This window comes from Mesorhizobium sp. M0208 (assembly GCF_040322015.1).
Classification (GTDB): Bacteria; Pseudomonadota; Alphaproteobacteria; order Rhizobiales; family Rhizobiaceae; genus Mesorhizobium.
Map to the genome: position 1 here is coordinate 71,267 of NZ_JAMYSP010000024.1, position 19,653 is coordinate 90,919.

11 protein-coding genes and 1 pseudogene are annotated in these 19,653 nt (G+C 61.2%); 8 read left to right on the forward strand and 4 right to left on the reverse strand.

Annotated elements, in window-relative coordinates; translation table 11 throughout:
• Positions 1-186 precede the first annotated feature (186 nt).
• From NKJ17_RS22515 to NKJ17_RS22530, 4 genes are read left to right on the forward strand one after another with little or no spacing between them, the layout of a single operon-like run.
• Positions 187-9,354, forward strand: a complete 9,168-nt coding sequence (locus NKJ17_RS22515) for an SDR family NAD(P)-dependent oxidoreductase (protein WP_352689997.1) — start codon at positions 187-189, stop codon at positions 9,352-9,354.
• A gap of 58 nt (positions 9,355-9,412) precedes the next feature.
• Positions 9,413-10,549, forward strand: a complete 1,137-nt coding sequence (locus NKJ17_RS22520) for an efflux RND transporter periplasmic adaptor subunit (RefSeq protein WP_352478377.1) — start codon at positions 9,413-9,415, stop codon at positions 10,547-10,549.
• Positions 10,546-11,694, forward strand: coding sequence for an ABC transporter permease (locus NKJ17_RS22525; protein WP_352506257.1), 1,149 nt, complete (start codon positions 10,546-10,548; stop codon positions 11,692-11,694). The genes NKJ17_RS22520 and NKJ17_RS22525 overlap by 4 nt, the downstream gene beginning before the upstream one ends.
• On the forward strand, positions 11,694-12,419 hold the full coding sequence (locus NKJ17_RS22530) for an ABC transporter ATP-binding protein (RefSeq protein ID WP_352478380.1): 726 nt from the start codon (positions 11,694-11,696) through the stop codon (positions 12,417-12,419). Before NKJ17_RS22525 ends, NKJ17_RS22530 begins: the two co-directional genes overlap by 1 nt.
• A 150-nt stretch (positions 12,420-12,569) precedes the next feature.
• Here the strand turns inward: NKJ17_RS22530 and NKJ17_RS22535 are convergent, their stop codons facing one another.
• Entirely contained in the window at positions 12,570-13,529 is a 960-nt protein-coding gene (locus NKJ17_RS22535; RefSeq protein WP_352506396.1) for a DMT family transporter, read from the reverse strand.
• Between the two features lie 396 nt (positions 13,530-13,925).
• On the opposite strand from NKJ17_RS22535, the gene NKJ17_RS22540 reads away from it, so the two are divergent.
• Together NKJ17_RS22540 and NKJ17_RS22545 are read left to right on the forward strand one after the other, a co-directional pair.
• Positions 13,926-15,257, forward strand: coding sequence for a PQQ-dependent sugar dehydrogenase (locus NKJ17_RS22540; protein ID WP_352506256.1), 1,332 nt, complete (start codon positions 13,926-13,928; stop codon positions 15,255-15,257).
• A 93-nt stretch (positions 15,258-15,350) separates the two neighbouring features.
• A pseudogene (locus NKJ17_RS22545) lies at positions 15,351-15,529 on the forward strand (FAD-dependent oxidoreductase); the annotation flags it as partial.
• A gap of 81 nt (positions 15,530-15,610) precedes the next feature.
• Here NKJ17_RS22545 and NKJ17_RS22550 read toward each other — a convergent pair.
• On the reverse strand, positions 15,611-15,862 hold the full coding sequence (locus NKJ17_RS22550) for a hypothetical protein (RefSeq protein WP_352506255.1): 252 nt from the start codon (positions 15,860-15,862) through the stop codon (positions 15,611-15,613).
• Positions 15,863-16,444: 582 nt separating this feature from the next.
• On the opposite strand from NKJ17_RS22550, the gene NKJ17_RS22555 reads away from it, so the two are divergent.
• Positions 16,445-17,104 (forward strand): L,D-transpeptidase, encoded by a 660-nt coding sequence (locus tag NKJ17_RS22555; RefSeq protein ID WP_254817044.1) that lies wholly within the window; start codon positions 16,445-16,447, stop codon positions 17,102-17,104.
• 10 nt (positions 17,105-17,114) lie between these two features.
• Positions 17,115-17,627, forward strand: coding sequence for an OmpA family protein (locus tag NKJ17_RS22560; protein ID WP_352478386.1), 513 nt, complete (start codon positions 17,115-17,117; stop codon positions 17,625-17,627).
• Here the strand turns inward: NKJ17_RS22560 and NKJ17_RS34100 are convergent.
• Complete coding sequence (locus tag NKJ17_RS34100) at positions 17,525-17,758, reverse strand: DUF6894 family protein (RefSeq protein ID WP_502894195.1); 234 nt, start codon at positions 17,756-17,758, stop codon at positions 17,525-17,527. The two genes, NKJ17_RS22560 and NKJ17_RS34100, sit on opposite strands and share 103 nt — an antisense overlap.
• The gene (locus NKJ17_RS22565; protein ID WP_352506254.1) at positions 17,712-18,506 is read right to left on the reverse strand and encodes a Crp/Fnr family transcriptional regulator; all 795 of its coding nucleotides are present in this window, start codon (positions 18,504-18,506) and stop codon (positions 17,712-17,714) included. The genes NKJ17_RS34100 and NKJ17_RS22565 overlap by 47 nt, the downstream gene beginning before the upstream one ends.
• Positions 18,507-19,653: the final 1,147 nt, after the last annotated feature.

A 19,653-nucleotide genomic window follows, 5' to 3' on the forward strand; every position in this document is an offset into this window, starting at 1 on the left:
AAAAACTAATCAAATTGGCCTAAAAAGTAATCAAATCGGCTTAAAAGACACATTTTGCGATAAAAATGCTAACCTGGCGAGTTTTGCTCTTGGAGCTTCCGTTAGGACATGCACTTAAATACGCCGTGACTGTAAGTGCGCCGTGGGTTGGGCAACCCACGGTGTATACTAGGCGGGGGTCTGGGCATGAACATTCATCGTGGGGGCGATGCCCCTCAGCAGGTCATTGAGTCAACACAGCCAATCGCAGTTATCGGAATTGGTTGCCGGTTTCCTGGAGGAATCCAGGACGCGGACTCGTACTGGAACTTTCTCTTGGAGAAGAACTGCGGCATCGTCGATATCCCGGCGGATCGATGGAATGTCGATGCATTCTATGATCCGGAGCCCGATGCCCGGGGAAAGATGCGGACGCGCTGGGGTGGGTTTCTTGCCAGCGACGTTTTCGGCTTCGACCCGAGTTTCTTCGACATGTCGCCCCGCGAGGTGACAACGATGGACCCGCAGCAGCGCCTGGCGTTGCAAGTGGCCTTCGAGGCCGTCCAGGATTCGGAGCGCACATTGGCCGACCTGCGCCGCGGGCGCACCGGCGTGTTCATCGGAATCTCGACCAACGATTTCGCGCAGAACCTGCGCCGCGGACGTGTCGGTGGTGGGGATATTTTTGCCGGCACCGGTTCGGCGTTCTCGATCGCGGCCAACCGAATATCCCACCGTTTCGATCTGAAAGGGCCGAGTATCGCCGTCGACACGGCATGCTCGTCGGCGCTCGTTGCCATCGACCAAGCGGTGCGCCACCTGAGCACCGGCACCTGTGAGACGGCGCTCGCCGGCGGCGTCAACTGCATGCTCGATCCAGGCCCGTTTATCGCATTCTCCAGCGCCAACATGCTTTCGCCGACCGGCGGTATCTACACCTTCGACGAAAGGGCGGACGGGTTCGTGCGCGGCGAAGGCTGCGGTTTCGTTTTGCTGAAGCTTCTCGACCGGGCAATTGCCGACGGCGACCGGATCTATGGCGTGATCCGTCATTCGATGGTCAATCAGGACGGGTATACGCCGACCCTGACCTCGCCGAGCGGGGAAGCACAGCAAGCGATGCTGGAGGCGCTGGTGGAAGGCGCCGCCATCGATCCGGCCGATGTCGACTATGTCGAGGCCCATGGAACCGGCACGCCGGTCGGCGATCCAATCGAGGCGGCTGCTATCGGCCGCGTATTCGGTGTGAATTCACGCCCAAAACCGGCCTATGTCGGATCGTTCAAGCCCAATCTCGGCCACCTCGAATCGGCGTCCGGTATTGCGGGTTTCATCAAGACGGTGCTGACGGCGGGAAAGGGCATCGTGCTGCCGAACCGGAATTTCGAGCGCCCGAATCCGAGCATTCCGTTCGACGCGCTCAACATCGCTGTGGCAACGAAGCCGACGCCGATCGACCACCACGGCCGGCCGATCCTGGCCGTCGTCAACTCCTTCGGCTTTGGCGGTACCAATGCCTCCATCGCCGTGGAAGGATGGCGGGGGTTGTCCGCCAGCGCCAACCGTGCGCCAAGGCCGGTGATAGCCCGCCATCCGATAGCCGTCCCGATCTCGGCCGGCAGCACGGCCGGACTGGAACTGTGGGCCGGCCGTCTAGCCGATGCGCTGGAGCAGGGAGGCTCCCTTGCGGAGACCCCGGTCGAAGACATCACCGCCCATTTGAGCAGCGCGCGCGATAACTTCGCCCAACGGGCTGCGCTCATCGTCGAGCCGGAGCGTGCCGCGCTCCAGACCCAACTGCGCGCATTGGCTAAGGGAGCCATCGAGCAAAGCGCGGAAGGGCCAACCATCATCACCGGCAGGGCATCCAACCGTCGGCTCGCCATCGCCTTCTCGGGCCAGGGCGGCCAGTGGTGGGCCATGGCGCGCCGCCTGTTGAAGGAAGACCGTGCGTTTCGCCGAACCGCCGAGATGTTCGACGAAGTGCTGCGTCCGATGGTCGGCTGGTCGACCGTCGAGGAGATGCTGCGGGACGAGAAAAAGACCCGCATCAACGATGCCGACGTTACCCAGGCATCCATCTTCACCACGCAGATATCCCTCTACGAGCGCTGGACAAAGGCCGGCGTGCGGCCTGAGCTTCTGATCGGCCACAGCTTCGGCGAGGTCGCGGCCACCTACGTTTCAGGTATCATCGATATCGAGACGGCGGCTCGCATCATTGCCAAACGCGGCCTCATCCCGCTGAAGAGCGAGCGGCGCGGTGCAATGGCCACGATAGGGCTGACGGTCCATCAACTCGAACCTTTGCTGCCCGGTGACGAAAGCGTTGTCATTGCCGCCTACAACGGCCCGATCGCGCAAACGATTTCCGGCATGGAGGACGCGGTGCTTGGCGTGCTGGCCAAGGTCGCGGAAGCCTATCCCGATGCGACGGCCCGCCGGATGACCATGGATTTCGGATGGCACAGCGCGCATCTGGAAGACTGCAAGGAATGGTTCCTCGGCGAACTGGGTCCGGTCGCCTGGAAAGAAGGCCGTCTGCCGATCATCTCGACGGTCACCGGCATATTCGAGACGAAGTTCGACGCCGACTACTGGTGGGCCAATTTGCGCCAACCCGTCAGCTTTACCAAGGCCTTGGATTTCACCCTCGATTTCGGCATCAATACTTTCCTGGAAATAGGTCCGCACCGCACGCTGACGCCGCTCATCCGAGGCATCTCGCAGGAGCGCGGGGTAGACGCCGCCGCGGTGAACTCGCTCGATCGCAAAACTGACGATTTCTGGACGCTGGCGCGGGCCGAGGGCAGCCTTCATGTTGCCGGCGTCGAATTCGACCGGCCGAAATCGTTGAGTGGCCACGTGGCCGTTCCCAAGTTACCCTGGAACAACCAGCGCCTGCTGAATACATCCGAGGAAACCAAGAACTTCCTGTTCGAGGCACCCCGGCACGCACTGCTTGGATGGCGCGACTTCACTGCGGCGCCGTCCTGGACGAACGAAATCACGCTCAGAGGCTTCAAATTCCTGGCTGACCATCGGGTCAGCGGCGATTGCCTCTTCCCGGCCGTCGGTTACATCGAAATCATGGGGGCCGCACTGCGCGACCATTTCGGCTCTGAGTCCGTGGAACTGCGTGATTTCAAACTGTACGAAGCGCTTTCCATCGCGGAGGACGACGTCGTACTGTTTACGACGACGTTCGATCCGGTCGGTAGCAGGCTGCGCATCGCCACGTTCCATCGAGGTTCGGAGGATGGCTGGAGGACGCGTGCCGAAGCTTATGGCTTCAGCCACAAATATGAACTTGCACCAGCTCCTGCCGACCTGCTGCTGGATCGCCCGAACCTAGTCGAAAAGACGGAATTCTACCGTCTCGCCGAACGGCACGGGCTTGAATACGGTCCCTATTTCCAGTCGGTGAACGCACTCGACATTGTCGGCGACCGCCTGGTTGCCAAGCTGTCAAGCAAGGATCCCAACTTGGCGAAGCAGTATTTCGCCTTCCCCGGATTGCTGGACGCGGTGCTCCAGGCCGGCATCGGCCTGGCTTCACATCGAGACGGCGTGTGGGTTCCAGGTGAATCGCTGCCGCCGGCTAATGAAGACAAGGCCCAGTATCAGTTGCGCCTGCCGACCGGCGCCCGCAAGATCCTGCTGGGCGCTCCTTTGACGCCCGAGGTGATCGTCGACATCCAGCCGGGTCTCGACCCGTACTCGATGCGGTTCAGCGTGTTCTCGCCGGAAGGGCAGCCGCTCATCGTTCTCGACAACCTTCAGACCAAGGCGCTGGGCAAGGTCAGGAGCAGCAGGGCCAAGCAAGGTGCCGGCTCGGGCTCCAGTGTTTTCGAGGAGCATTTCGAGAAGCAGGAAGCCAAACCGGCAGCGCCCTCATTGCGTTGCGCCCACTGGTTGGTGGTGGGTGATGGAACGCAGCGCCTCGAAGCGACATTGGCTGAGCTGGTTAGCCGCGGAGCGACGGTCGAGGTCGCAAACCCCGCGCCGTTCCTGAACCTCGATGCGGATGAAGCGCTCGCCACGATCCGGGCATTCATGACCAAATCGGGTGGGACAGGTGGCATCCTGTTCAGCGCCGCCACCCCCGAAAAACTCGACGACAAAGCAGGCGGGGACGAGCTTCTCGCCAGGATCACGCCTATCGTGCACCAATTGATCACGCTTGGAAAAGTCATCGACCGGCTGCACAGTTCGTCCGAACAGCGGCCCGAACTGGTTGTCGTCACGTCCGGCAGCCGGCTTGTGCAAGGTGACCAGCCGATGAGCCTTTCAGGCCTGAGTGAGAGCGCCTTAATCGGCATTGCTCGCACAATGGCAAACGAGTTCAAAGGTTTGGGCATCCGCCTTATCGATGCGGATCCCACATCGCTGCAGTCGGGGGTGAGCATTTCGGGCGCCGTGCTGGAGGAAACCGCAGAGACGGAATTCATCCTGCGTGGCGCCGAACGCTATGTCCCGCGGCTGGAGCAACTGGCTTTGCACGAAGTGGCGCCGTTGCGGCGGACGCTGGAGACCGCGCGGGATTCTTCCAACTTCGCCGTCACCATGACGGGGCCTGGCACCATCGACAACATCGTACTACGCGAAATCGCCGATCCCGAATTGGCGCCAGACGAGGTCATGGTCGAGGTCGCCGCGGTCGGATTGAACTTCCGCGACATCATGGCGGCCACCAGCATCTTGCCGGACGAGTTGGAGAATGACGAGGCATACTGGCGCAATCTCGGGCTGGAGTTCGCCGGCACCGTCCGCAGGGTCGGCGAACGGGTGACCAATCTCAAGCCCGGCGATCGCATCATGGGTATGGGCAAGGGCTACCTCAGACGCTTCGCCAAGCTCCGGGCGGATCTCGCCATGCGCGTACCCGATGGTATTGATCTGATCCAGGCCGCGACCCTCCCGACAGCCTTCCTTACCGCTCACTACGCTCTCAAACATATCGGCCGATTGGCACAGGACGAAACCGCGCTGATCCATCTGGCTTCGGGTGGTGTCGGGCTCGCCGCCATCCAGGTCGCGCATGATGTGGGGGCTCGAGTCTTCGGCACTGCAGGCAGCGACACAAAACGCGCCTTCCTGAAGACATGGGGCGTGGATGAGGTCATGAACTCGCGCGCTCTCGATTTCGCCGACGAGGTGCGTTCCCTTACGCGTGGCCGCGGCGTCGACGTGGTGCTGAACGCGCTGTCTGGCAACGGCATCGACAAGAGTCTGGAGTGCCTGGCGCCCTTCGGCAGGATGGTCGAAATCGGCAAGCGCGATCTCGCCGACGACAAGCCGATCGGGCTTCGCTCGCTTTATCGCAACAACGCCTATTCGGTCATCGATCTCTCGACGCTCCCCGTCGAGAAGGAGAGCCTCTTCAGGCAATTGCTGGTGGAGGTGGAGGCTAAGGTTGCCGCCGGCGTCTATAAGCCGCTGGAGGCGACCCGCTTCCCGGCATCGCGCGCGGCAGAAGCCATGCGCATGCTTTCGCGAGCGCTGCACATCGGTAAGGTGATCGTCACTTTCGACGAACCTTCCGTGGACATCGAACTTGACCTCGGCGCACAGTTCGCCGTCTCCGCTCAGGCTTCCTACCTCGTCACTGGTGGGCTCAAGGGATTTGGCGTTGCGATCGCCGAGTGGCTCAGTCAGAAAGGCGCGGGAACCATCATCCTTGCCAATCGAAGCGGTGTTCCAGATGCCGAAGCGGCTGTGGCCATCGAGATCATGGAGCAACGTGGCACGCGCATCGTTCGCGCCGCTCTGGACGTGACCGATGCTACTGCCGTCGGCAGGCTGATCGGCGAATATGCTGGGGGTGACGCTCCTCTGCGCGGCATCGTGCACGGCGCCGCGGTGATCGAGGACGCTTTCGTCTCGCAGCTCGATGCAGGCAAGATCGACCGCGTGCTGAGGCCGAAGATAGCCGGCGGGTGGAACTTGCATGTCGCCGTTGTCGAACACGATATTCCGCTGGATTTCTTCGTGAATTTCTCGTCGATCGCGCAGGTTATCGGTTCGTCTGGGCAGGCCAACTACACAGCGGCCAACTCTGTTTTGGACGCAATCGCCACGTACCGCAGGGGTCGCAACCTGGCCGGCTCGTCCACCGCCTGGGGCATGATCGCCGGCAGTGGATTCGTTGCCAGGTCGGAAGCAATGACCAACTATCTCGATAGCGTAGGCATCAAGCCGGTTCAGGATTCTGAAGCGGCGGCGGCCCTGTCCTATCTTGTGCGCGCCAGATCGGAGAATCTCGGCTTTGCCAATATCGACTGGGCTGCGATCGCACGCACGAACCCCGGCGCAGCGACGAATCCGAGGATTTCGCCGCTGCTTGGAGACAGAACCGGAGGGCGGTCTCGCATTCAGGCCGAGCTTGCAGCCGCGCCGCGCGAGGCGTGGGACGACCTGCTCGCCGACATGATCCGGCGCGAAGTGGCGAAAGTCCTCAAGGTCGAGGCAAGCGCCTTGGCGGATGACCGCAAGCTCAGTGAGCTCGGTCTCGACTCCCTCTCATCGTTCGAACTGAAAAACCGCGTCGAGGCTCAGGTCGAAGTCGACATCCCTGTCGCCAAGTTCCTGCAAGCGCCGACGATCGCGGGACTGTCGCGCCTCGTTGCTTCCGCTTTTGAGGCGAAACTGAAGGCGTCCGCCTTGCAGGTCCTGGCCGCACAAGCGAGTTCCGATGGCGTTGCAGCGCAGGAAGCCTTCCGGCCTCTTGGCCGCCAGGTCAATGCGATGATGCTGGATGGACTGCCGATGTCGTCGGCGGTCGCAAAGGCGGACAATCAGATCCTGGTCGAGACGAGTATTGAGCCTGGCGTGTCGCTGGCCGCGCTTGCGACAAGATTGGCGCGACTGGTCGAGCGACACGACGCGCTCCGGATGACCGGTGCGATATCGGCGTCCGGCGCCGGGGAGATCGGCTTCGAGGCTCAACCGATTGTTGAAGTGCTTTCGCCGGGCGGTCGTTTGGGCGATGTGGCGCTGCCTGGTCCGCTATGGCGGATCGGCGCGTGGCAGCGGCAGGATGGCGGTCACGATCTACAAATCCGGGCTCATCGCGCGGCTGCCGACACGTTGTCGGTTCATCTTTTGCTTGCGCAGCTTGTGCAAGACGAAGCAGAAGCGGTCGAAGCAGGGCCTAGTTTTACCGACTACGCGCGCGCAGCTCATCCGATGCCCGGATCGAGCGAGTATCGTCGCGACCTCGCCTATTGGAAGGAGATACTTCACCACGCGCCTGCGATCGCACCGATCCCCGGCCGCAGTCGTGCCGCGTCTCCCGTCGGTATGGGAACCAACAGGGGCCGTATCGGGTTGCTGGAGATCACGCTTCCAGCAGCAGCATTCGCGTCGGGATCGGAGTTGCCGGCCGCGCGCTTTCTGGCCGCCTATGCCAAGGCCTTGGCAAGCCGCCTCTCGCTCCAATCAATCGTCGTCGACCGCTGGTATAGCGAGCGCGGGCAGGGAGCACCAAGCGGATTGATAGGCCCCTTGGATGGGTCCTATCCGATTGTCCTGCGAGCCATGAATGAACTCGGTTACGATCTGCTGAGGAAGGTCGAGCGTGCCGACGCAAACGGCCACGCGCATCGGTCAATGGATACGTCGTCTCTGGAACTGGCGCTCGAAGAAGATCTGCGCATTCGCCATGTTTCGCTGCGCCAATTCGGCTTCGCTTTTCTCGACCGTAGCCAAGTTACGGCGCTCGCCGCCTTGGACCATCCTCTCGATGCGATCCCCGCATCCGCGCACGAGATACAATTGTCCGCAGCGACCAGCGAAGCCGGCGTTGTCTGCCGGCTGACCGTGGATCTCGACGTTGTCGAAGAAGCAGCAGCGCGGTTGCTACTCGATCAGTTTCTCGACGAGCTTTCCTCCGAGCTCGAAACGTCAGGCCGCCTGGTGCCCATCGCAATGGGCTGGAGTCTGCGCGAGTGGTCCGGTCAGCCGAGTGGAGGCCAGGATGTCGAGCGCTCACCGCTCAACGGCGTGCCCAACGTCGAAAGAGAGATAGCAGTAACTAGCACGCAATTGGGATTACTGCGTTTCCAGGAACATCCAGACGCGACTTCGCATGCGCGTGCCGCATTCATTGTAAGCAAGGAGTTCAAGATCCGGCCGCAAATGGACGCCGATCGTCTCAGACGGGCGATCGAAACGGTCATGGCGCGACACGAGGTGATGCGTACCCGGTTCTTCCGCAAGGGGGCTAGATACGGCGCGTATCTGGAAAGGACCCCGACCGATTTCTTCAGGGTCGAGCAAGTCGCCGACGAATCCGAAGCGTTAGAGCGCGCAACCGAACTCGCGCAGGAAGGCATAGATATCCAGGCGCCGATGTTCCGTGTCACCGTCATCCGGTTCGGCTCCGAGAGCGACCTTATCGTCGCCAAGGCACATCATCTCGTTGTTGACGGCTATTCCCTCGGCCTCATCGTCGAGGAAACAGTCAAGGCTTATCTCGGCCTGCCTCTTGATCCGGTGGAAATGAGTATCGACCGATTCATCCGGGATTTCGACCATGTCGGAAAGCCTGGTTCGTTCGAACGGCGCGACGCATTCCTGCGCAAGGTATTCGCCGAGCCCTTGCCGCAAATTCCCAATCTCGGGCGCAAGGCGAAAGGCCGCCGGACGAATGTCAACCTGATCGATTGCAGCCTTAGCGAGGACGTGACGCTCTCGATAGCCAGCGACCAGCAGGATGCGCTGCGCAAGCGTGCCAGGGCAGCCGGCACGACGGAAACGGCCATGATCATCGCGGCCTTTGCGCAGACCATCGGGTCGCGCGGCGGCGTGGACGATATGGTGATGCAGGTTCCAGCAGCGTTGCGCCACGACCGGCGGCTGGAGAACTATGTCAATTTCGTCGCCTCGGACGTCCCTGTGCGTGCGCGGCTGTCTCGGTTCGAGACAATCGAAGCGTTAGCCGGTTCGCTCGGAGAAGGGATCGAAGAGGCTATCCAGTTCGCGCCCTTCATGGATTCGAACTACTTCGGAGACGTGCATGACGAAGTCGTGGCCAAGGGCTCCTATACCTCCCTCTTCGTCGCCGGCACCCAAACAGTCGACAGATGGACACGCGCCACGCAGTCGGCCCCCCTTCAAAGGGCCCATGCCGGTGGCGAACTTGATCTCGGCATGTTCAAAGTGACGCCCCTGCCTGACATGCGACGAGAAAAACCACGTACCAGCGAGATGGATCTGCGTACCTTTCCGACCGCGAACGGTCTTGGTCTGACCTTGATATTCGACCAATTGGGCTATGACCGTGCAGAAGCAGAAGATATCCTGAGGGAAGTCATCGAACGACTGTTGGCTGGGCAACCGGCGGTCGATGCAGCCGAGCAGGCGGCGATATAGTGATGCGTCGATTCAGGGGTCAGCGGGGCCGGTGGAAGCCGGTGCAGGTAAAAGGCACGTGATTCGCTTCATCTTAATCTTGTTTGCCGTTCTGGCGGCAGTCGGGCTCTTTTCTGGTTGGTATATCTGGCCTGCTCAGGTGGAGTCCTATGTCGCCCAGCGAAGGCTGATCGCGCGTGAAATCGCCGGACCCGGCCTCCTTGGTGCAACCAACCAGGTCGTCGTGACGGCAAGGATCCAGGCATTCCTGGCCGACGTTCGCGTCGACCGGAATGACGAGGTAAAGACCGGCGATATCCTCGCCACGCTAAACGCGACTGAAATCGAGTATCAGCTTGCCGCAGCGGTCGCCAACGACCGGGCCGCGGCGGAGAGCGTGCGCGAGGCCGAATTGGAGCGTGACCGGCTGGTTATCGCCGCCCGTACTGCAAAGGCAGATCTGGATCGCAGGAAGAGCCTGCTCGCCAGCAAATCGATTTCTCAGGCCGAGTTCGACCTCTTCGAAGGCACCCAGAAGCAAGCCGAGGCCGCATTGGCGCGAGCGACCGCTAGCATCGAGCGCGCAAAGGCCCAGGCCGCGGCCGCCTCCGCCGAGGTCGAGCAGATACGGAGCCGTTTCGGCGAAACCTCGATACGCTCGCCTGTCAATGGGGTGGTGGTTTCCCGCAGCCGCACGGTGGGAGACCTGCTTTCTCCGGGCGTCGAACTGATGCAGATCGTCGACCCGACGTCATTGCTGGTCATGGCGCGCTTCGACGAATCCGCGATGGGGTCGCTTCGGCCGGGGCAAGTAGCCAAAGTCACCTTCTCATCGGATCCGCAACGGCCCTACGCTGCTTCCATTGCGCGGATCGGCCGGCAGGTCGATCAAGAGACGCGCGAGTTCACGGTCGATCTTAAATTGCGCGAGGTGCCGGCGAACTGGGCTGTGGGTCAGCGTGCAAGCGTCACCATCCAAGCGGAATCGCCGTCACCGGGCATCGCGGTGCCACAGCGATTCCTGGCGAGAAACCAGGGACGGGTGGGTCTTTGGATTGCACATGACGGGCGGGCCTATTGGGCTCCTGTTTCGCTGGGCTACTCCAGCGGCACCGATATCGAGATCACGCGCGGCCTAAAGGTCGGTGATGTCGTGCTCAGTCCGACAGGCCGCTTCCAGTACCAAGCGGTTAACCTCCAGGCATTGAGCAGGTGAATCTCGCGGTCAAAGATATCAGGCATAACCTGCTGAGGTTCATCCTGACCGTTTTCGGCGTCGGCCTGCTGATGGCGGCGACGATCGGCATGCTGGGCATGTATCGCGGCATCGTCTACGAAGCCTTGATCGTGATCGACGGCATTGGTGCCGACCTCTGGGTCGTCGAAGGGGGAAAGTCCGGACCGTTCGCCGAATCCTCCGCCGTACCGGCCAATCTCGATCGCCGCGTGGCCGGTGTGGCCGGTGTGGCGGCAACGCGCCGGTTCATCCAATACAACCAGCAGTTCGAAATTGACGGGCTTCCGCTGCGAATGTCCGTCACTGGTGTGGACTATCCAAGCGACAGTGGCAGCTGGATACCGTTGATCGCCGGCCGGTACTTCCAATCAAATCGCTACGAGGCCATAGCCGACAAGACTTTAGGCCTGGTTGTGGGTGACGAGATCCGGCTTGGACGAGATAGCTATACGATTGTCGGCGTGTCGTCCGGGCAGGTCGACATGGGTGGCGACGGATTGTTGTTCGTCACCATCCCGGACGCGCAGGTCATCAACCGACTGCTGCCCAGCGAGGCGATCCTCCTCAACCGTGCGGCCAAGGGCAAGACGCGCATGGGTCTCGGCGACGAGACCGGAAGTGTCGCTGCGGTCATCGTCGAAACTCTCCCGGGCGCTGACAAGGAGGTCGTGCGTGACTCGATCAAACGCTGGGGCGACGTCGAGGTCCTCACGCAGCAGGACCAGGAAACGCTTCTACTGGACGGCCGCCTCGGCAAGCTCCGCGTCCAGATCCTGGCTTTCACGACGATGACGCTGCTGATCTGCTGCGCCGTCATAGCACTGACCATCTATACGATGACAATCGAGAAGGTCGCGCAGATAGCACTTCTGAAGCTGATCGGCGCCCGTGACCGGGTGATCATCGGCATGATTGCGCAGCAGGCGGGGCTGATCGGCTTTTGCAGCCTCGTTCTGGCCATAGCCATCTCGTTTACGATCTATCCGAGATTTCCGAGAACTGTGCTGATGACCGAATCCGATCTTGGCGTGTTGTCGTTCGTGCTGATGGCACTCAGCCTTGCGGCCAGCTGGTTTGCGATTCGTCGCGCGCTCGCGGTCCGTGCCCAGGAAGTGTTGGCCTGATGTCGAAGCGCCGCCTCGCCACGCTGGAGGTTCGGAATGCCAGCAAGGTCTACGAGAGCGGCGGCTCGCCGGTCACCGCGTTGGCGGCAGGTTCGCTGACCTTGAGCCCCGGCAGTGTTACCGGCATCGTCGGGCCCAGCGGCTCCGGCAAGACGACGCTGCTGATGATCGCCGGTCTGCTGGAGACACCGACCACGGGAGAGGTCCTGTTCGACGGCAAGGTGATTTCGCGTCCCGGTGCGAAGCTCAACGAGCTACGAGCCTTCAGGCGGACCCATCTTGGGTTTGTGTTCCAGAAAGCGAACCTGATCCCCTTTCTCACGGCCGCCGAAAACATTGCCATCGCCATGCAGGTCAACGATGTCGGTCGCCAGCAGGCGCAGGCGCGAGCCAGCCGGCTTCTCGCCGCGTTGGGCATCGAACATCGCGGCTCCAATTATCCTTCCCAACTTTCCGGCGGCGAACAGCAGCGCGTTTCAATCGCCAGGGCCTTGGCAAACGATCCCACCGTTATTCTAGCCGACGAACCTACCGCCGCACTGGATGGTACACGGGCGGAGATGGTGATGAAGGTTTTTAGGCATCTGGCGGACAGCCGCAATGTCGCGATCTGCGTTGTGACCCACGATACGCGCTGGAAGACTTATTTCGATTCGATGCTCGAGCTCGAGGATGGGCGGGCACGAGAGCCGTCTCCCTTTGGCATGATGGCTGAACGGCATTGATCACCGCTCGACGCGGCCATGGCGGTATTTCCGCAGAGAAGATGTTATCGCGATCCAACACGCGCCGCCTTCAATGTCATGGGCCGCACCGGCCGAAAAGACTGTCAAAGACTTACGAGTTACTGGCCGAAGCGGCGGTGCTGAGGTTCACTACGCGACACGCACCGTGCGCTGCCTCGGCTTGATCGCGGTGGCGAGCAGCAGGCCGGCGATGATGAGGGCGGCGCCGGCGAGATCGTAGTCGTGCAAGCTTTCGCCGAGGAACAGATAAGCGAGAACGGCGACGAAGGCGGTCTGCAGATAGAGCAGCATGCTGGCGCGCCCGGCGCCAAGCGTCTCGACGCTACGGTTGTAGAGATAGTACATCAGGGCGCCGCCCGGGCCAGCAACATAGGCGAGGGCCAGCAGGCCGTTCGCATGCAGCGCCGAACGATCCCCGGAAAACAGTTCCCAGAGATAAAGGGGCAGTGCGGCCAGCGCGCCGGCTCCCAGCAGCAGGACCACCATCGGCAGAAGCTCGATAGCGAATTTGGCGCGACGCAGCAGCACGGTGTAAAGGCCCCAGCAAAAGGCGCTGCCGACGATCCACAACTCGCCGGGATTGAATTGCAGCTGCATCAGCGCGGCAAGGTCGCCGCGCGCCACGATCACCACCATCCCGGCCAGAGCGACCAGCGCTCCAAGCGCTTTCCAGACACCGAGGGGCTCGCCGAGCACGAAGCGGGCAAGCACCATCGTCATGATCGGCGACAGCGCCATGATGATGCCGGCGGTTGTCGCGTTGGTGTAGTTGAGGCCCGTGTAGATCATGCCCTGACACAAGGTTAGCCCGATGGCGCCGATGACCAGCACCTCGATCACCCGGGATTGGATCAGCACGAGCATCGCCCCGTGATGACGATGGACGATAGGCAGCAGGATCGCGCAGGCAAGCGTCAGCCGCCAGAAGCAGAGTGCCCAAGGCGGCATCTCGGGGGCAACCCACTTGGCGGCGATATAGACGCCGGCCGACAGGAGCCAGCAGAGCGTCGCGAGAGAATAGGCGAGCGGGAGTGATGCGTCGGGTCTCGCCTTCGCTACACTTGGATGTGCTATCGGCAGCGATTGGATATCCGTCTCCTCCCACCGCAGACTTTAGCAGATTTGCAGCGCCTTGCTAAGCAGCGACAACAGCTGTTTCACCAGCCAGTGCAATCGGTGGGTCATTGTGGGTCCCGCCGTTCACGGTCTCGTTCCATTCCAACGCATGTTGGCCCATGAGCAACTCGATACCGAAAAGCGCAAGCCGTATCGATTTCGCGCGATACGAATGTGAGATTCATATCGCGCGACAGATATTCGGGCGGTTGCCACAATCTCCTCGCGCCATATTTCTACCGAGAGCAGATCTGTCGCGAATTCCTGGCCCTCGGATCACGCGCCGCTGTTTCGAAGCAATTGGAAGAATAAGCCACTGATTTCCGTTTACACAAAGAGCACGACGCAAATCCATGCGGAGGACTTCCGATGCATGCCGGCTTCCGAGGAAGCGTACTCGTAGCGGTGTTGGGAGCCGTCATGGCGAGCTGCGCTGGCATTCCGGCGCAAAAAGCCGAGGCAATAATCGGCTATGGCCCCAACCCCACTTTACCGAAACCAAGACCGACGCTGATCCCGACTGTTAACATCGCCGAGGCGAAAGGCTGGCAGAAAGGAGGTATGCCGACCCCGGCGAAGGGGCTGGCAGTGAACGCCTTCTCTACCGGCCTCGACCATCCGCGCTGGCTGCATGTGCTTCCGAACGGCGACGTGCTGGTTGCTGAGACCAATGCCCCTGCCAAGCATGACGAAGGCTTCAGTCTTAGAAAGGTCTTCATGGACCTGGCTATGAAGCGGGCCGGCGCCGCAACCAAAAGCGCCAACCGCATCACGCTCCTGCGCGACACTGATGGCGACGGCATTGCGGATGTGCGAACGACGTTCGCGGAAGGCCTCAATTCGCCGTTCGGCATGACGCTGTCCAAAGGCAAGCTCTTTGTCGCGAATACCGACGCACTCGTCGCTTTCCCCTACTCCAACGGCCAGACCCGAGTCAGCACGTCGCCGGAAAAGATCATCGACTTGCCGGCCGGGGACCTCAACCATCATTGGACCAAGGACGTGATCGCAAGTCCGGATGGACGCAAGCTCTATGTCACCGTTGGTTCCAACAGCAACGTTGGAGAAAACGGCATAGCCGCGGAGAAGAACCGCGCCGCTGTCCTTGAAGTGGATCGGTCGAGCCGTCGTACTCGGGTCTTCGCCTCGGGCCTGCGCAACCCGAACGGGCTCTCCTGGAATCCTGAAACTGGCGAGCTTTGGGTCGCCGTGAACGAGCGTGACGAGATCGGCGACGACCTCGTGCCGGATTACATGACCTCGGTTCGTGACGGCGCCTTCTATGGCTGGCCCTACAGCTACTACGGACAGAACGTCGACGAACGCGCCAAGCCGCAGCGCCCCGATCTCGTGGCGACGGCGGTCAAGCCCGACTACGCCCTGGGCTCTCATACCGCCTCGCTGGGACTGACCTTCTCCAAAGGCGCCCGGCTCGGTCCGGCCTACGGCAACGGCGCCTTCGTCGGCCAGCACGGCTCGTGGAATAGAAGCGTGCATAGCGGCTACAAGGTGATCTTCGTGCCGTTCCGTGGTGGCAAACCGAGCGGCCCTCCGAAAGATGTGCTCACTGGCTTCATCGGGCGTAATGGCGAGGCGATGGGCCGTCCGGTCGGCGTAGCTATCGATCAGACTGGCGCACTGCTCGTCGCCGACGACGTCGGTAATGTCATCTGGCGGGTCCGCCGGGCGAATGGCCGTTGAGCGCAGGTGCCTTTCTGATTCCGACCTCAGCCTTCGGCTACAGCGCCACGCCCGATATGACTTCATTCGGCTGCGACTCGATGCAAATGCCAGTTGACGACACCGCGCCTGCCGCATGTCGGCCGCTACGGCGAGGTCTATTTTGCGCATGGCTATTCGGGCAAGGGGTGATCCTGTCGACGCTGCCGTTCCCCGGCGGCACGGCGCTGAGCGGCCCGCTCCACGTGCTCGGCATGCTTTGGTACGCACTGCGCGACCGCATCAAACATTGAGCGCAGGCAGTGGCAACTTCTGTCCCGCAGGATCAAGCCTGCGTAGCCTGGACGCCGATAGACTTGCCTGCTTTTCCGCAGCTAATAGATAGATATGATTGCAGGATTAACCATTTCATAGCCCAGGCGCGGCTCCGATTTGTCTTTCGAAATCCCGCTGGAGACAGTTCCGGTTGAACTGCGATCCAGCTTTGTTTCCCTGGTTTTCTTGATCGTGCTGCGCGACAGGTCGGCGCAGGCCGACGCTGTGTTGACCAGCCTCTTTTTCTCGTGCGCAACGGCGGCGGTGGATACGGCAATCACCATTGCCGCACAAATAATCGCCAATCTCATTGATTCCCCCTTAGAGCACCGCAAACGTGTGGTCGACTGCCTTGAGACGCCGGCGAAGAGATTACTCGCGCCTGGCCGATCCATGCGGCTTCCGACTGCCCAAGAATGTGACTACATTAGCTGCAGCGCAAGTAACCATTTCGGACTAGGCAACGGGTTCACCCTTCGACGGAAAGCGGCTGAGCTGCCGGCGAAAAAGCAGGCGTTTTAGCCGTTTCCGCCGCCGGGCGCCTTCTGAGAGCGATGCAGTCGATCGCGACGGAATGCGGCTATGCAGGAGGCTGGCAGAATAGCGCGACCGCTCTGCTTCGAGCGCAACGCTCGCCGGCCAGAGGCTCGGAATCACCAAAGTCGACGACGGGATTTGGCTCGTCTCCGTCATGCACATTCGTGCTCAAGGCTAACTCGGCGCAGCTTCGTTGCGGCACCGGCGGGCGCGTACAGCGGAGTGCTGGAATGGCATCTGTTCACCGCCCGCCAGTCCGCTTCCGGCGGACTGCAGCAACGCGGCATTTTCCACTTTGAGGCGAAGTAATTCTCAACTATGGTTGAGCTAGGCTTTTGGCATGGGGGATATTGCCGATGGTTTTGTCACGCAGGGGTGTCGTGCTCGGCGGCCTGGCGCTGGTCGCGGTGGGTGCAACCAGCAATATTGCTCAAGCCGCGGCGGCAAAATCCTTTTTCGCGGGTACCGCCAGCGACAACAATTTTGTCTATCGCAAGACCAACTTCGCCAAGATCGACAAGAGATGGCATCGCCAGATCGTCAAGTATTTCAGCAGCGAGCCGGTCGGCACCGTCGTGGTCGATACCCGCCACCATTTCCTCTACGTCATCATGGAAAACAAGACCGCCATCCGCTACGGCGTCGGCGTCGGTAAGGACGGCTTCAAATGGTACGGCCGCGCGACGATCGACCGCCGCGCGCTGTGGCCGGATTGGGTCCCGCCCCCCGAAATGCGTAAGCGCAGGCCGGAACTACCGCCCATGATCGCAGGCGGCGCGTCCAACAATCCGCTCGGGCCGCGCGCGCTCTATCTGCACCGCGACGGCGCTGACACCGGCTACCGCCTGCATGGCACGCTTGAGCCATGGAGCATCGGCACCGACGCTTCCAGCGGCTGCATCCGCATGTTCCCGGAAGACATCATCGACCTCTACCAGCGCTGCCCGATCGGCACCGCGGTGCAGGTCCTGCCGCACATCGCCGACCAGGCGCCCGCTTCCACCACTGTCGAATGATTGGCGCCTCATGAACCGTATGATTGAAAACACGCGCCGGCTGCTCGCTGCCGGCCTGCTGATGCTGGTCGCATCCTGCTCGACCAGCAACACGCTCGCCCCTTCCACGCCTGACATTACCAACACCGAGGTTGCCGGCTTCCAGAACGTGCAGCCGGGTAGCGAGGAGGATTTTATCCTCAATGTCGGCCGCCGCACCTATTTCACGCAAGGTTCGGCCGCGCTCGATTCTGTCGCCAAGGCCACCCTCGACACCCAGATCGCCTGGTTAACAAAGCATCCGCGCTGGCTGCTCAAGCTGCAGGGTTTCGCCGACGATCCCGGCGCAAGTGAAATGGCGCTGTCGCAGCAGCGCGCCGATGCGGTGATGGACTACCTCGCCGCCGGCGGCATAGACCGCAACCGCATGTGGGCCAAGGGCTACGGCAAGGACAGGCTCGTCCGCGACTGCCCGGACACCGCCTGCAGGTCGCAGAACCGCCGCGTTGTGTCTAATTTGCGCGATGAGAGGGACGAGTCGTAGAGGCTGTCCATGCGGGTTCGGAAGACGAGATCGTGCGCGGTGGCGAGCGCATGCTCGCGCAGATCCTCCACGTTTGCCAGTTCGTCACCTTCGTGATCGGGTATCAGCCGACCGCGGTAACGAATGTTCATGAAGTAACGCAAGTCCGCCACTCATCTCTCTCTCGCTTGATCGGGAACTGGAATACGTTGGAGTATTCCCTCTCGGCGAGCCGTAGGACTGGCCGGCGATCTGTTCCAGCTTCGCTCGATCCCTCATCCCGACGCGACCACGCGTGGCCCTGATCGCACCGGCGCCCTCCAGCATCTGCACTGCAAGTGTCACGCCCGGACGACGCGCGCCCAGCATAATGCTCATGAATTCGTGGGTGATGGGCATGTCGTCCTGCTCTAGCCGGTCGTGCGTCATGAGAAGCCAGCGCGCGAGCCGCTCCTCGACGGAGTAGCCGGCGTTGGCATAGGCCGTCTGACTGACCTGCACGATGAAGGTATGCACGAAACGCAGAAGGAGCGCGCGCAGCGCGGGGCTATGGTCCATAGCGGCCTGTAGCTCGCCCGCCCCAATGCGGAATGCTTCGCCTGCGACCTGGACCAGGCAGGTGTGCGGCGAACGGTCCACGCCGAGCACGATGGGGGCACCCACCAGGCCCTCCGATCCCACCATGCCGACCTCGAACCGTCCTTCCCCGGTGTCGGCGACGATTGAGGCAACCCCATATTCGGGGAAGGTGACATGGGTGATCCTTTGATCGGCTCTGAACAGATGTTCGCGCAGTCCAAACGACACCGCCTCCAGGTGCGGCTGCACCAGGACAAAGTCGTCAGGCGACAACGAAGCCAGCAGACGGTTGCGAAGGATCGATTGCTGAAGCTGAGCCATGCCCACAGCCTCCGTTTTGGAGCAAGAGCACGAGCACACCTCAGCCATTTCTCAGCCGCTTGCGCCCTAACGATCAGCAAGCGATCGTATCCTCCTCAGATCCTTGCGAAGCAATGGTGAACCCATTTTTCAGCGTCAGATCGGAGCTTAGGTACAGATTCGTACCGACATGTCTAAATGCAGACTTGCTTTCCACGGTTCTGGTCTAGAAATGCGTACCAAATTGCTCCTGGTAGTGGTCTTTCCCCAAGACTGATTTCGGCAGTTTGGGCACCAGTAGCCACGTGTCAGCAAGTTCGCTCGCGCGGCCTCGGTGGCAAGCATAACGAAAGGAACCAAGCTGCCAGGGCCAGGTTCGAAGCCGGTTCCTGAAGAGGTCAATCCATGTCGCGCGCGTGTCGCGTGGATTTGCGAGTGTCGCAGGAAATCCTTGCAAATCACCGGTGGCTGCTTGCAACATGGCGCGAAACACAATCGGCCAGCTTTAAGGGCTAGCCGATTGTCAAGTTTACTTGAGAAATTCTTGGTAGCGGGAGACCGCTACATCGCAAGACCCACTATCGAAGAGGCGTTCTTTTGCTATCGTCGGCAAGCGGCCTGACAGCAAATCGAGATCGAGCAACCACGAACTCGAAATTGCGAGTCGGGACGATGATGGATGGGACGAACTGCGCCGAAAAAGCTGAGAAATTCGGATACTTAACGTAAAGCCTTGGGTCATGGGTCATGCGGTACCGAATGCAGTACCGTTCGGGCGATCAACCAACGATTGGAAAGGTTCCCCAACCGCCGATCAATCCGATCAGCCTGTGCCAACGCGCAACGGCTCCAATACTCAAACGTTTCGGGCGGGACTGAAGAGGTTGATGACTGCCGCACCCGGAGCGGTTCGACGTATTTCCTTATTTCGCTTGGCCCGCTGAAATGCAGCCGCGTTTTTAGAAGGAACGACCGTCTGACAGGACGACGCAAGCACTTGATGGCAAGGCCGTCGAGTGGATGGAGAAAGTCAGCGACGAACAATATCCCGCTGAACGTTACAGGGCAGCAGCGTCTCGCACTTGGACACCTCGAAAAACCTGGCAATCGAGACCGCATTTTGATTCACTTCGCCTGGTGATTTGCACGGAGGCGTTGGATGCGAGGC